Origin of the sequence: Candidatus Williamhamiltonella endosymbiont of Tuberolachnus salignus, from assembly GCF_964019775.1 — a bacterium.
Lineage (GTDB): Bacteria > Pseudomonadota > Gammaproteobacteria > Enterobacterales > Enterobacteriaceae > Hamiltonella > Hamiltonella defendens.
Genome location: NZ_OZ026471.1, coordinates 31611 through 45435, shown reverse-complemented (window position 1 = coordinate 45435; position 13825 = coordinate 31611). Strand labels below are relative to the sequence as shown.

Sequence of the window (13825 nt, the reverse complement as noted above, 5' to 3'; positions counted from 1 at the left end):
GTTTTAGGACTCTGATGCCCTCATCGTTCCGATTAACATATTTTTAATTAGGCGGATCATCGTTTTTTTTTGTTTAGAAATAGATTCAGCGACCAATAACGCCAATGCAGCGAGCCCAGTGTCGTTTATGACAGGCTGTCTGTTTCGTATCAGTGCATTATTACGATTCAAGAAATTGATGAACAAAAAAGCTCCTGTGCGCTTGTTGCCATCGGCCAGAGGATGATTTTTAATGATGAAATAAAATAAATGGGCTGCCTTACATTCAATGGTCGGATAGGCAGGTTCTCCGAATACAGATTGATGGAGGTTGCCGAGCAGCGCTGAGAGCGCGTTGCCCTGTTCAAGTCCAAAAAGCTCGCTGGCCTCGCCACGTGATATGAGATTGGCTTTCAAAATTGCGATGGATTGCTTTAACTCTTCAAGGGATGGGAGTATGCCCCCAGCGGTTCCTCTCGGATCGGTCAAAAAACCTTGATCATAATCTTGCAACAAAACAAAGGTCTGGGTATAACGGCCAATAATTTCAATAAATCCCTGCCCTATCTCAGAAATCAGTTCAGACGATTGCGCGGTTTTTCTGACTAGTTCTAGTGCGGCCTCCAATTCAGCTGCGTTACGCTGAAACCTCGCTCGATCTAGAGTCCATCCCTGAATCAAATGATCTCGTAAAATGCCTGTAGCCCATTGACGAAATTGCGTCCCTTTCTTTGAATTGACCCTATAACCGACAGAAATGATGGCGTCAAGGTTGTAATGTTTTATTTTTCTGAAAATAGACCTTGATCCCTCTTTTTGAACTACCGAGAAATCCTCGGTAGTTGCGATTTCAAGCAATTCACCGCTCGAATAAATGTTTTTTAAATGCAAACCAACATTATCGGTAGATGTGTCTAAAATCTCTGAAAGTTGCCTTTGAGTCAGCCAGAGGGTATCACCTTCAAGCCTTACTGATACGTCAAATTTATCATTTGATTTATAAATGAACAATTTTTCCATAGCTCCCCTTTTTAAAATATAAGTCGAATTAATTTCATCTCTTTCGAAGAAGGCCATCACATCATTCTCTGGCCTTGTATCAAATTTCGATAGCGCTCAACGCAGCTTCAGAATCGCCCTTCAACCCTACGAGTGATTTAAGAGCGACATACTGCTTTAAAAAGTGGAAGTTTTCCTGTGAAATGCCACGATGGGGCCTGAGCCAAGAGCGTAGCAGTGACCAGAAACCTTCAATCGTTGTAGTAGTTCAAACTTAATCTAACAGACACAAGCTAATCTAGACTGGTTTTTTGATAAAGATTTTGTGTCCGACATACCTGAGAGCAGCTGTAACCGGTTGCCTCAGAGGTTTATTGGATACAAAATCTTTATCGACAGAAAAGTCTAAATTAGCCTTTGATTTCTCATGAAAAGGGAAATGATGTTAATCATTTGTCATGATTTACCATGAACTGGGAAAGTACTACTGCGGCAACATTGTCCGAAAAGCTGACTGCAGTGAGCTGACGTGTTGACACTATAGAACAGACACTTCATGAAATTAAAAAAAAGAGACAGTCATGGAACCTGCGAATTATTTCATCGCTGATGAATGAGCCAGAGATAACCTGAAAACAAGGTCAAAATTCATCTCTCACAGTTCTGCTCAATGCATCGACCGCGATGAGTGCCTGCGCCACGTCCTCTGCACTCAGAAAGGGATTGAGATGACGTAAAGTTTCTTTTTCACTGCAGGCCAGTCTCCCCACTGTCACCAGATTTTCAAACGATTCGTTTTCCAGGTGGATTTCTTTTAGCGTGGTGGGCATTTTGATGGAGCGGTAAAAACGGATATAACGTCGGATTTCTTCATCTGGCCGCGGCTCCAGAACCATCTGAGTCAGGGTGCCGTAGGCCACTTTTTCCCCGTGGGTCAGGTGGTGAATTTCTCCCTGTATTGCCCCAAAGCCATTGTGGATGGCATGGGCCCCCGCCAGACCCGCGTTTTCAAAACCGAGACCGGAGAGCAAGGTGTTCGCTTCTACCACCGATTCCACCGCCGGTGTCACGATATGCTTTTTCACCGCCTGATAGGCGCTGTAGCCATAGGTGAGCAACGTCTCTTCACAGGCGGCAGCGATGGCCATACTGGCGATGGTGGGCTTTCCGCCCAGCATCGACAAAGCATTCGTGCGTTTTACCGCCAGGGCTTCGACGTAGGTCGCTAAACCATCGGCGATGCCAGACGCAAAAAAGCGCACTGGGGCCTGAACACACACGGCAGTGTCCAGCAGCACAAGTTCCGGATGTTTGCCATAAACACGGTAGCTGTCGAATACGCCTTCGTCTGTGTAAATCACCGAGAGCGCACTGCAAGGCGCATCGCTGGACGCCACTGTCGGCACAATGGCGACACTGAGTTTCAGCTCGTCTGCCACCGCTTTGGCAGTATCCAGGGTTTTACCACCCCCTAGTCCCACGACGACAGAGGTTGGCTCGTTGAATGCCAGGCTGGCCAAGCGGGCGATTTCTTTTTGAGATGACTCACCCTTAAAACATTCATAGCGGTAAGGGATGCCGGCCTTTTTCAGAGACGACTTGACTCGGGCTTCAACGATTGTCCACACCGAGTTACTTGCAATAAGAAACGCCTTGCTGCCCAGAGCCGACAGATAACCCCCCAATTCATCCAGTACCCCACTGCCTTGGACATATTTTCCTGGTGAAGAAAAAATAAAATTTCTCATCATATTAACCTCGGTCTTTATACATAGATATCTACACATCGTTTTAATCAACAACAAATTGGGCGGTTTGATTGTAAAAAATAATGATAAAATGGAGAGTGAGCTCTGGGATAACCATTCGCTCAGTTCCTCTTTGAACACTGAAACAAAAAGGGACGTTGTTTTTACCAACGCTGACTCAAAGTCAGACTGACACTTTGAGCATGGCGGTCAATAGACCCTGACAAAATGACTTCTTAACGGCGGTTACTGTTCCGTTTCTCCCCAAATCCCTTATTTAAAATCAGGATTCTTAGAGCTATATAGTGGTTACATCAAATTAAATAGCTACAATTATTATATAAAAGCTCGCGTGCAGTGACACTTGGCTCTTCCTGACGAGTTATTTTCAGAAAAAAAGGAATGGAAAAGATATGAGTGTCTCGTGTGTTAAAAACCTGAGTTTTCAAGATAACTCATGGTATCACATTGTCGATAAATTACTTGCTTATGCCGATATTGAGATCAATGGATTGCGTCCTTTCGATATCCACGTCAATAATCCTGATTTATTTAAACGCGTGTTGCAGTATGGTTCTCTGGGTTTAGGTGAAAGTTATATGGATGGTTGGTGGAAATGCGAACAGCTAGATATTTTTTTTCAGCGTGTACTGCGCGCCGGGCTGAAAAACAAGATCCCTCAAAACTTTAAGGACATTCTGCGCGTCATAGTCGCGCGCGTGACCAATTTTCAATCTCACAAACGTGCGTGGATTGTCGGCAAGGAGCACTACGACATCGGCAATCACTTGTTTTCGTTAATGCTTGATCCGTTCATGCAGTACTCCTGCGGTTATTGGCATCACGCCACAAATCTTGAACAAGCCCAGAAAAATAAACTCGAAATGATTTGCCAGAAATTGCAATTACGACCAGGCATATCGTTGCTGGATGTGGGCTGCCGCTGGGGTGGACTGGCGCATTACGCTGCAAAGTATCACGGTGCCAAAGTGCACGGCATCACTATCTCTGCTGAACAGCAAAAGTTCGCCCAAAAGCACTGCGAGGGCCAGGATATTAATATATTGCTACAGGATTATCGCGATCTGAATTTACAATTCGACCGCATTGTCTCGGTAGGGATGTTTGAACACGCAGGGCAGAAAAATTACCATACCTATTTCGACGTGATAGCGCGTAATCTGAAACCTGACGGTCTGTTTTTGTTGCAGACTATTGGCACCCAAAAAACCGACATGAATTTTGATCCCTGGATAGATAAATATATATTTCCTAATGGCCGCCTTCCCTCCGTTCAGCATATTGCCAAGGCCAGCGAACGCTATTTCGTCATGGAAGACTGGCATAATTTCGGGGCGGACTATGACCTAACGTTGATGGCTTGGCATGAACGTTTTGTCCGCTCTTGGCCGTCGCTACAGAACAACTATTCCGACCGTTTTTACCGCATGTTTGTTTATTATTTGCATTCCTGCGCCGGAGCGTTTCGGTCCCGGCGCATTCAGCTATGGCAGGTGCTATTCAGCCCTCATGGTGTTGAGGGTACGCTGTGCATCGCGCGTTAAGCTCGCCCCCCAGTTTTAGTGTAAGCGTCATTGAGAGGTTTTTCCGGGGGGGGGTATCCTTCCAATATAAGTTGTCTAGCAAATCCTTAAGATATTTTTGTACCGCTTCTGCTCGCTTTATCGAGTTAACAGTCACGATCAACGCTTTGTCAACGACAGATAACCTGCCGAGTATCGTGGTTTGAACGTCCCCAATTTTTTCTTTTTCGCCGTCGAGACAGATCCATTCTTTTGCCTCACTATCCAAAATCAACAGGCAGTTAATGCGGCAGAACCTAGCTGCTTACTCTCAAAGGGAAGGGGCCGTACCGTTGAATATATGATGAAATAATTTTTTCCAACTTAAAGCCATTGGGCACTTTTGATTTTATCCATTAGACCTCTTGCATAACTTTAGTTGGCCGCTTCACACTCTCATTCCGTCCGTAAGGTTGATAGTGTCATAACCCTTTGGGGAAGAGGAAGTAACAACTTCACACCTCTATGCACCAACGCCTTAGAAGCTTAAAGCCTTAAGATGAGATAACCGGTATCATTTTTGCCTGAAAAGTCTGCAAAATTTTGTCGCCAGGAATACTAAAGACTTGCTCTTTTCCTGTTAAGGTTAATAATGCCAGACCGCTGGCAATACCGATCGAAGCGCCTAAAGAAGACAGGGCAAGACTGGCCTGTGACGCTCATGAATTGATCGTGAGTGTCACTCAATTGCATCAGGCTTTGTATTTGATTCATAAATTGAGAATACAGCAGCGGATCAGACAATGTCTGATATAATTTTCGCCAGTCGAGTTCTCCTGATGAGAGATGAAAAAACTCTGTTAACAGTTTGAGATCAGAGGGTTTAAATACTCTCCCTTTCCTTGAGGAAAGGTCGTTGATTAAGCTCGAAACTCGTTTTAAGTTCTCTATTAAAGAGGCCCCCAAATTTTTTTGATCAGGAGCCATATCTAAAGGCATGATCGATTTGTCTTGATTGATTTGTGGGGTGATATTTCTCTGATACCCCTTTGAACCATCAGTGCCCGGGCGTATTTTGATAACTTTTAATTCAATGTTTAATTCTTGGGTAATGTCTCGAGCGGCTTCACGTAATAACTGGAAATTTTTTGATGTCAGTTGCTCTGACGAGGAAAAACCTTGTGCCTCTCCTGTATTTCCAGAAGTATCAAAACCTGTCAAAAACAGCCCGGTGATTTTAATCTCTCCTGTGACAGGATAATGAGGATAAATATTGATATCTGGTCGTCCCGTTACCAGCACGGTATTCCGCGTGATGGTTTTATGGATAATATCATCAGGCACAGAGACTCGTTGTGGGTAGGAAAATAATTGATTTAAAAGACCATGATGCGCTAATGAAGAAAGGGGAGTGCTGTTTGTTGGTGGTAATTGCTCGCCGTTAATCATCTGATTAATTTTTTGTAACTCATGTGTTTTGACTGCTGGGTGTTCATCATCGGATATTTTTATCACCCCGTCTAATTTAGGTTCAATAATGTTTTCATCCGGAGCGGCGGCCAAAATATTTTGTTCGGGGACCTCCAATATCACGCCCACCGTATGGCCTCTGAGGGTCTGATTTGACAAGATACTGGCAGACATCACATCAGATTGCCTCAGTTTATCCGTAATATTTTTTGAAAAAATGCCCTTTCGAGACAGTAAATCTTTCATTGAAGAAGAATAAACGAGATGCCTGAATTTCTGGACAGACAACAGTCTTCGCATGATAAGGAACTGGACTGAGTCGCTTTCAGATGAAAACCATCGAGGCATTGAGTATTCTCCCTCACCCGATTTACTTCTGCGGGAAGATCCCACCGAAATTCTGCCACAAGACCTCACGGCCCTCCAAGACATGATGAGTCAATTCTTACTTCAGAAGAGAGGCCATTTGAAGACCTGGTTTGTTCAGGAGATGTCTCAAACTTCCTATGAGTTACCGAAAGCACCGGAGGCAGAGGTGTACTCCCCTTCACAAGTTCAGGCTCTATTGCAACAGGGACATCTTAATAGTGAGCGTCGCTCTTCTCTTCTTCTCTGACCAAAACCGAAAAGAGTCGATGAAAAGGCATCGTTGAGTGAAGCATTGACGTTATCACCTCACCTGCACAAGCCATCACCCAAAGCCCCCCAAAAAAAGGAATGGTATAGTTATCCGATGCGGTAAAATGCTTATCAAGATGATAATACATTATGATGCAACCCAATCCGCCCATCACAAAAATAAATCCCTTGAACGCATGTAAAAAGGCAAAGAATGAGACTGTGGCGATATGCAACATATTGGCAAGTGTGATACGCAAAGCAAACCACAACCAGAGAATGCCGGTCATCAAAATTTGACCTGCCTTGCTTAACTTTTTCTTACGATTTGTTGTTTTTATTGATTTTTTCACCGCCTGACGTTGTTCACCTTGAGGGAACGGATAAATATTGCTCATTTTTTACCTCGCTTGGCGGCCAGTTTTTCATCCAGTAAATTTTTCAATTTGTAGATTTCTCGCTTACCATTTTCCCGTTGTTGTTCTTTTTCTTCCTGCTCCGGTGTGAGATTACGGTTATTAAAAATCACCATATCCGCTTTGGCATCGTAACGAATGCCATAATCAGGCAAGTCATTCGTTTTAGCCAGTTGTTTAATGTTATGCCGGAACATTTTCAACAAGGCGGTGCTGCCCGTTTTTAAATGCAGTTTTTCGAGGGCTATCGTAAACTCCCCCTGATGACCACAATGCTTACGCGCTATTTCATAAAGTCGCCTGTCTATTGCTTTTCTGATACGGAAATAGTCGGGACTGATTTTCAGCATTTTCTTTTTATGCAATGCCTGATACAGCCAATCAGGTAACGTCACCTCAACCATACCAATATCGAGCTTACCTTTCTTTTCATCAAGAATTCGCCAACTATCAATAAGACCAAAGCCAATACTTTCCTGCTTTTCTTCTGAATAAAAAACATTGGTCTTAATTGTTGTTCCCTTTAACCTATCTAAAGCCCTTTCTAATTCTTGATAAGTTCTACCACTAATTGTTCTATTCGTGGTTACAAAAAAATCATAAGGCGTAAAACAAATTGTTCTACTTATTTCTTGATGATTATTAATCGCTTCCTGTAGTTTTGATATACTATAAATCCAGACATCTTTATCAAAAACAGTGGCTAATCCATCAGCCGTAGCCTTAACAATAACGGTTACATTCCCATTTTTGTATTTTCTAACCTTGGTATCTCCGCCTTTCAAGGCAAAAAAAGGGGGTTCCATGCTTGCCATCTTATCCCTGAAACTCGAAAGCTCGACCTCATCAGCAATAAAAAATTCTAACTCATCTTTACGGGGACGTAACGTTCTCAATTTGCTTACTCTCTGATTAATTGTATGATCTGCCATAGCCTTAATCCTATCTAGTGTCTAGGGTTGTTGGTCAGAGCCGGTCAGGTGTTAGCAGCACTTGATTGGCTCGTTTCTGTGATTTAAAAACCTAAATACTGTGATTTAAAAACCAACATGTCGAAAAACTTATTATATTTCATATGCCTATAGCCAAAAAAATCCCTTTAACTTATTTAACTTATTTAACTTATTTAACTTATTTAACTTATTTAACTTATACATAACTGATCTTTTAACCACGTTTTCCCCATTAAATCTTATGGATAACTTCAGTTCTTACCCCATCATTTTAACAGGCACAAATTCAAATACTAAAAAACCTGATTGCCTAATATTGGCTAAAGAGTGACCGTGCTTCCCTCGACAAAAGAGGATCTTCCGCTTCCTCGCTTTGGCTGTTCGTTCCTCGGAGCAAAGCTCCTTCGGTACGCCTCAGCCAAAGACTGCGGCGAGCGCTCTTGTTTAAAGTTAAAAAAATTTTTTTTGAAATTCTCAGACGTTAAACCTGTTTGAACCAAATGCCTCTAAAAACGCCTAAAAACCATTTTAAGGAGCACAAAACTAAAACCCTCAGGGGGGTTTTTTCTTTCTCAGGAAGTCATTAAACCAGCGAAGAGGGCTTTTTAGGGCCTTGAATGTCACACCACACGGTGATGCCGCTGTACTTAAACACTTCCTCACGGGCGCAGAAGCCATTTTCGGATTGTCTGGGCTTCCTGGCTTGTCCAGATTCGACCTTGATAGTTGAGTTTATCATCTAGACCGGTCGCCGACAGAATCTGAGACTGATGTTGTTTGCGTTTGCTGTAATGTTTTAAATCTACACGGTTGGTGACAAACTTGCGGTTGCGAATGTCTAACTGCTTGTCGGCCTGCACAGACAGCGCGGAAATCGATAATTTTTTGATGGCACTCACCGTTCCCCCAGTGACTTCCCCCAAGGTCAGCTGGTTCAAAAGCGCCGTCGCATCTTCGCCGTCATACTCGGTCAGGTTCAGGTCCTTAAATATCTGGGTCTTCCTGAGGCTGGTTTCCGAGTAGTCCCCTTCGCCATGCAGAGCCGCCTGGAATTGCGCTTCACTTAACAGCGGCTGATTGTCGATGTCTTCTTTCAGCTCCTCGAGAAGCTGCTCTCGGATATCGGCCGAAGATTTTTTGCCCATCTCGGAGAGAGGTTCGTTTTTGACACCACCACGACCTCATAGCCTTCTGCTTTTGCTTGGCTGATGAATCTCTTCCATCGATACGAAAACAGATTTTGCAGAAGACCTTTTCCAGACGAAAATGCACATCTGAGGCCCTGCTTGCGACCGCTTCACTGAGTATTTTAATGATTTTATTCTGAATGGTTTTTTCAGTGTGTTCGTCTTCATTCTTTACGTCCGACTCCGCCGGTTTATTGAATTCAACAATGTCAGATAAAGCACAGGCCTCCAGGCTAAATTGAACATGACTGGCCTTCAATCGGCGCTCATAATCCATCACTTCAAGGGAATTGATCACTGAAGCCCTGACGTTAACCCCGGGACGTACAGCTGGATGGTCCCCGGCCGTGTGTACGTTTTCGGACGCTGAAGCGTTACCTCGCGACATTCCGGCCCGGATGCCGTAAGCCATTATTCGATGTCAGAAAAAAAACTGCAGGGCTGTGGTTACAACAGGCAGTGAAAAGGGCAAGTGATGAAGGTATTCTATTCAATTTGCGATGCAGCTGTTCTTTAACAATGTTCCCCCGAAAGTCGTACAGGACTATATGCAACATAAACGCTATGAAAGCACGGAGGTGTATCTGAAGGTGTTTGCACTGGACTTGGCAACGCAGAGATGAGCGTGACTTTCTCGATGGATCACCGCGAATATGCGCATTTGCTGACAGTAAAATAGAATAACCAAGAATGACACATGTAATACACTAGTATTTCATTATTTGAAATTACTGCCTATTTATCAAGGGCTAAAAAACTATCAGCTAACCCCCCCAGTTCGGGAAACAGAATTTTTTGTATGCCAAGAGCATTTTTTAACCTATGACGGCCCGTCATAGATTGATTATGCGTCTAATTAAAAACTTATCATACGCTTAAATAGCAGTTGCTGAATGTCCTGCTTTTGGGACAAAACAGCATGAGCTGTAATAGTTTCATCTTCGACTGAATACAGCACACGATAACCATTTGCCGTATTACATTCACGATATTGAGCACAGCCTATTTTAAGCAATTCCGGGCACATCTGACAGCCCAGGGGGAAATCACTCACTCGTTTTTCGAATTGCTCAATAATGGCGGTGATAACCTCTTTTCGTTTCGCCTCTATACGCCGTAATAAATAACTCGAAATATCATCGATACAGATTTTGACGGTATTAGTGTATTGAAATACAACGCCCATATCATAACCCCTCGAGCAGCTGGCCTCTTGAGTAGACCTTGCCGTCAGTTTTATCTTTCTCAGAGAGGGTAAGCAGCTTCAGTAATGCGATGGCGTTTTCCCGCTCCTTTTGCACATCGTATGACTCAATCACATACGCAGGAACGCCGTTCTGTGTGACAAGAATCGGTTCTGCCAGATCAAGCGTGGCGGCGTTTTTTTTCACATAACTGATTGTTTCGACTCTCATGACAAATCCCCCCTTTTTTATAATTAAGTTTAAATTTAATCTAAATATGGTTTCAATGCAAAGTGTATCTGGACGGAATTACCTGAATGTTCAACTGGCGGCCACATTATGACAGGCGGTTGAAATCTGACCCGAGCGCGGGTGATCTTGTTGGATGCGCTGGTTGCCCACCAGAAACTGAGGTGACAGCAATTTCGGAGGTTCAGGCCTGAGCTAAAAGCTAGAGCCCCAAGATGTGGTTCCAAAGATAGGCGTAACGTTCTCGATGGAACGCCGGGAATATGAACACCTGCTGAATGTGAAATAGAATACACAAGAATTACTCATGTAATACGCCAGTATTACATACCAGGCATCATTGCTTATCTTTCGGAAGCCATTAATTAGCTGGAAAAGAAAAGGTTCAGCGTCGTTTGAACAGGCTTCTATTTGCCAGCCGCACCGATCAAGCAGTTTATTCAGATTAACCCCGCTACCAGTAGCTCTGGCCATAATCGGCTTAATTTGCTTTCCGTCATCATCAAAGCAGAATCGAGAGAAGAACGGGGCAGGTATATTGCGTTAACACTGACATTCATTGGCTCGGCATTTCGGCCGGTCCATTCCCTGTCGAGGAAGAATTGATCTTCCTCAAATTTCGCGGCTCCAATTACTTTGGTAAAACCAAATCACGTGGGGCTTCACTCTCAGATTCCCCCTGAAATACGCCAAAGTCCAACGGGCACACACTGGGCCGATCAAATCTATAGGATCATGCCAAATAATGCATTTCTTTTGGGTTAATCACTTCGGTGCTCAAGAACATGTTTTGATTCATTGTGTCCGCCGATAGCAATTTTCTGGGGTTTTTCCTGTTCTGGAATATCGTAGGTAAATTGCAGACTTAGTAGCCCTTTGTCCAGATGCGCTTTCTGGATATTTATCCGATGTTCCGGGCTAAAAACTTAAGGAAAACTCACTTCTTGTCATGCCCTGATGCAACCATTTGATGCCGTCTTTTTCCTCGACAGAATCTGTTTTTTCAACGTATTGCTGCAATAATTAATATTAATATATAGTAAAAAATAAATAATCGGAGAAAGACAGTATGTCTACTGTTGTTAATACAGTTTTTAGTCAAAACCGGATTTTTACTCATATAAGTGATAAACAACTAAACCGAATATTAAAATCGAATTCGTTGGAAAAAACTGAATTTATGAGCCTTATCGATAAATTATTTGATCGCTTCTTTCGTAACCCTCAAAACGCGAAACAATTTTAAAATTGTATGAGCAAATATCATGGCCAGATTTTCAAACATTCAAATACCCGACGGATTGTAAAGTGGCGTTGCGATTTGATAATCTTCACCAATTAACCAACGAAGAATACCAAAACGAATTTAAGACTCGGATAAAAATCAATGACAGCAGGAACTAATGCGAATATTCATTTTCATTCACAATCGGTAGAGATGTCATTTTTCGGTTGTGTCGCATTAATGGGAAAATATAAACCGAAAGGGATGTGGCTTATTTTTTAAGCAGTCAGAAAATAAAATTTTTCTGCAGGGGATAATTTTGGTTCTATCGCATTAAGGATTTTTAAATTGCTATAACCACATTATATTGTGGTTTTATCTCTAAGATAACACCGCATAATGTGATTGGTTAAGCTGAATTTTTCTTAATATGACAAAACCGTTTTATCTACACCCCCCGACGGATAATGGCTTAAGTCTATTCCGACCTGTAATAATGCCTGAATTTCTGAGTTTATCAGTTCACTCAATTGCTTGATGTTGTCCGGATTGCCAACCACGAACTCTTCTTTTCCTAAATCATTTCTTAATGCAAGAACCACGTCCTCCATGAGAAAGCTGTACTTATAGATTGTAGAAATCAATATTCGGTCTTCTTCGTTTTGACCTACTTCTTCTGCTGCCAGCTCAACGACACCTCGTAAACGTTGCCCAAATTGCCCCTCCATATTTTCAAGCATTTTTTCTTTATCACCAGCTGATAGAAAACTCCAAAGCTGGCTTAATACGCCACGAGCACAATCTCGGTAGGCTCCTTGATCAAGCTGCTGTTTCGGATCATTTTTATGGATTGATGACCATACAATATCAACTTCGTCTTTAATAAGACGAAGGTGTTCGAGGAATAAACCGGCATCTGGAGTATCACTCATCAGGCCCGTTATTTTGAAATTTAAAGCCAGTTCTCTGATAACTTTTAAATCACTCATCATTAGACTATGCCTGTCAATCATCATGTCCTTATCAGAAATGTATTTATTAACATGTTCACAAGCTAATGGATATTTTTTATTATTTTCTAATATATAATTATCTATTTCTTCGAGTAATTTAGGAGCAGCATTAATTTTTAAATTATTAATCGTATCATGAAACTGTTTTGCATGGATTTTTTGCGTGCGGGTTCTTATTTCGTTAATTGATTGAGAAAACTGATAGATCCACTCATCTGCCGTTCCTATTACGCTTGTCATATTAAGCCCATTAATTGAATCTAACGAAGAACGTTGTTGGGCATAATAATCGAAACACTTCATTTGAAATAAAATCCATTTTTGTGCCAAACCCTGATAAATCGCCATTTTTTGTTTGACTGACTCATCCAATAAATGCAGACCGACTCTCCGTTGATTTGCTGAAGAAATACCTTCTAATTTATTTTTCTCGCTATCATATTTTACTTTACCTATAACAGTATTTTTTTCTAAAATCTCACTATCATTGGTGAGTTCTCTTTTTTTGATAGCAGAAATATCATCTTCAGTGTTTCCATAGACTACTTTAAATTCATCTATCACATCTTCAATTGAAAAAGAAAAAGTATAAGTTCCGTCTTCGTTATCGGCAATATCAGCCCAAAATTTATCTTGATGACCAGGGCAAGCCATTTTTTTGAGTTGGTAAAAAGCAGACACTTTTTTGAATGCCGATTCAGTATCAGATTTATCATTGTGGTGTGTTAAATCATACAGTTTACCCAGCGCTTCAATTGTGTTAGTTCCGCAAAACCAATCTTTAATTTTTTCCCATATCTCAATACGAGTCGCCTCTTCTTTTGAAGAGCTTTTAATCGCGTTCTGAATGTATTTGTTTCTAATCGCTCTATGAGGTGAAAGGTAAAGATTAGACATAATATTACTCCCTTCTTTTTTATTTAAAGCTGTTTTACCCAAAATCTGACTATTACCATAATTATTTACATCCTCCTTGACTTAAAAGGATTAGGTATCTATCACATCCTTCAAACCCGAAATCACGTTATTCAAAAGTTGTGTTAGTTCTATCACTCCGTATTATGACAACAACCCAAAAGAGTTCGACATAATCGAAAAAAAAGAAGATGGCTGGAGTCATTTCTCTTTTTTCATTAAAAATCATTTTAAATTCTAAATCCATGTAAAAACTACTATAAATAAGCAAAAACTTTTAAGTTTTTTAAATGAAATGAAATTCTTAATAAGAAAAGTTAAGGAAGTCAAGGGCTACGCATGAAAA

At 41.8% G+C, this 13825-nt stretch carries 11 protein-coding genes and 1 pseudogene; 2 read left to right on the top strand and 10 right to left on the bottom strand.

The window, feature by feature from the left end; translation table 11 throughout:
• Nucleotides 1-3 precede the first annotated feature (3 nt).
• Together rhuM and AACL23_RS00225 are read right to left on the bottom strand one after the other, a co-directional pair.
• Nucleotides 4-999, bottom strand: a complete 996-nt coding sequence (gene rhuM, locus AACL23_RS00230) for a virulence protein RhuM/Fic/DOC family protein (RefSeq protein WP_100097113.1) — start codon at nucleotides 997-999, stop codon at nucleotides 4-6.
• 620 nt (nucleotides 1000-1619) lie between these two features.
• Nucleotides 1620-2726 (bottom strand): glycerol dehydrogenase, encoded by a 1107-nt coding sequence (locus tag AACL23_RS00225; RefSeq protein WP_339051499.1) that lies wholly within the window; start codon nucleotides 2724-2726, stop codon nucleotides 1620-1622.
• Between the two features lie 413 nt (nucleotides 2727-3139).
• On the opposite strand from AACL23_RS00225, the gene cfa reads away from it, so the two are divergent.
• Nucleotides 3140-4291, top strand: coding sequence for a cyclopropane fatty acyl phospholipid synthase (cfa, locus tag AACL23_RS00220; protein WP_339049352.1), 1152 nt, complete (start codon nucleotides 3140-3142; stop codon nucleotides 4289-4291).
• 576 nt (nucleotides 4292-4867) lie between these two features.
• Here the strand turns inward: cfa and AACL23_RS00215 are convergent.
• The gene (locus AACL23_RS00215; RefSeq protein ID WP_339049350.1) at nucleotides 4868-6007 is read right to left on the bottom strand and encodes a hypothetical protein; all 1140 of its coding nucleotides are present in this window, start codon (nucleotides 6005-6007) and stop codon (nucleotides 4868-4870) included.
• Here AACL23_RS00215 and AACL23_RS00210 point away from each other — a divergent pair.
• Nucleotides 5985-6296, top strand: a pseudogene (locus tag AACL23_RS00210) (cupin domain-containing protein); the annotation flags it as partial. The gene AACL23_RS00215 and the pseudogene AACL23_RS00210 sit on opposite strands and share 23 nt — an antisense overlap.
• A 4-nt stretch (nucleotides 6297-6300) precedes the next feature.
• Here the strand turns inward: AACL23_RS00210 and AACL23_RS00205 are convergent.
• The 7 genes from AACL23_RS00205 to AACL23_RS00175 form a co-directional block, all read right to left on the bottom strand.
• Nucleotides 6301-6735, bottom strand: coding sequence for a hypothetical protein (locus AACL23_RS00205; RefSeq protein WP_339049348.1), 435 nt, complete (start codon nucleotides 6733-6735; stop codon nucleotides 6301-6303).
• Nucleotides 6732-7685 (bottom strand): replication initiator protein A, encoded by a 954-nt coding sequence (trfA, locus tag AACL23_RS00200; RefSeq protein ID WP_339049346.1) that lies wholly within the window; start codon nucleotides 7683-7685, stop codon nucleotides 6732-6734. Before trfA ends, AACL23_RS00205 begins: the two co-directional genes overlap by 4 nt.
• A 680-nt stretch (nucleotides 7686-8365) precedes the next feature.
• The gene (locus AACL23_RS00195; RefSeq protein WP_044612339.1) at nucleotides 8366-8851 is read right to left on the bottom strand and encodes a hypothetical protein; all 486 of its coding nucleotides are present in this window, start codon (nucleotides 8849-8851) and stop codon (nucleotides 8366-8368) included.
• Nucleotides 8766-9191 (bottom strand): hypothetical protein, encoded by a 426-nt coding sequence (locus tag AACL23_RS00190; protein ID WP_234809354.1) that lies wholly within the window; start codon nucleotides 9189-9191, stop codon nucleotides 8766-8768. Before AACL23_RS00190 ends, AACL23_RS00195 begins: the two co-directional genes overlap by 86 nt.
• Nucleotides 9192-9749: 558 nt before the next feature.
• Nucleotides 9750-10079, bottom strand: a complete 330-nt coding sequence (locus AACL23_RS00185; protein ID WP_100096831.1) for a type II toxin-antitoxin system RelE/ParE family toxin — start codon at nucleotides 10077-10079, stop codon at nucleotides 9750-9752.
• 1 nt (nucleotide 10080) lies between these two features.
• Nucleotides 10081-10308, bottom strand: coding sequence for a type II toxin-antitoxin system Phd/YefM family antitoxin (locus tag AACL23_RS00180; RefSeq protein WP_015873792.1), 228 nt, complete (start codon nucleotides 10306-10308; stop codon nucleotides 10081-10083).
• A gap of 1668 nt (nucleotides 10309-11976) precedes the next feature.
• Complete coding sequence (locus AACL23_RS00175) at nucleotides 11977-13503, bottom strand: hypothetical protein (protein ID WP_100096493.1); 1527 nt, start codon at nucleotides 13501-13503, stop codon at nucleotides 11977-11979.
• Nucleotides 13504-13825 lie beyond the last annotated feature (322 nt).

Coding starts and splice junctions, on each gene's coding strand:
- rhuM (WP_100097113.1), bottom strand. CDS start 999: ATGGAAAAATTGTTCATTTATAAATCAAATGATAAATTTGACGTATCA.
- AACL23_RS00225 (WP_339051499.1), bottom strand. CDS start 2,726: ATGAGAAATTTTATTTTTTCTTCACCAGGAAAATATGTCCAAGGCAGT.
- cfa (WP_339049352.1), top strand. CDS start 3,140: ATGAGTGTCTCGTGTGTTAAAAACCTGAGTTTTCAAGATAACTCATGG.
- AACL23_RS00205 (WP_339049348.1), bottom strand. CDS start 6,735: ATGAGCAATATTTATCCGTTCCCTCAAGGTGAACAACGTCAGGCGGTG.
- trfA (WP_339049346.1), bottom strand. CDS start 7,685: ATGGCAGATCATACAATTAATCAGAGAGTAAGCAAATTGAGAACGTTA.
- AACL23_RS00195 (WP_044612339.1), bottom strand. CDS start 8,851: ATGGGCAAAAAATCTTCGGCCGATATCCGAGAGCAGCTTCTCGAGGAG.
- AACL23_RS00185 (WP_100096831.1), bottom strand. CDS start 10,079: ATGGGCGTTGTATTTCAATACACTAATACCGTCAAAATCTGTATCGAT.
- AACL23_RS00180 (WP_015873792.1), bottom strand. CDS start 10,308: ATGAGAGTCGAAACAATCAGTTATGTGAAAAAAAACGCCGCCACGCTT.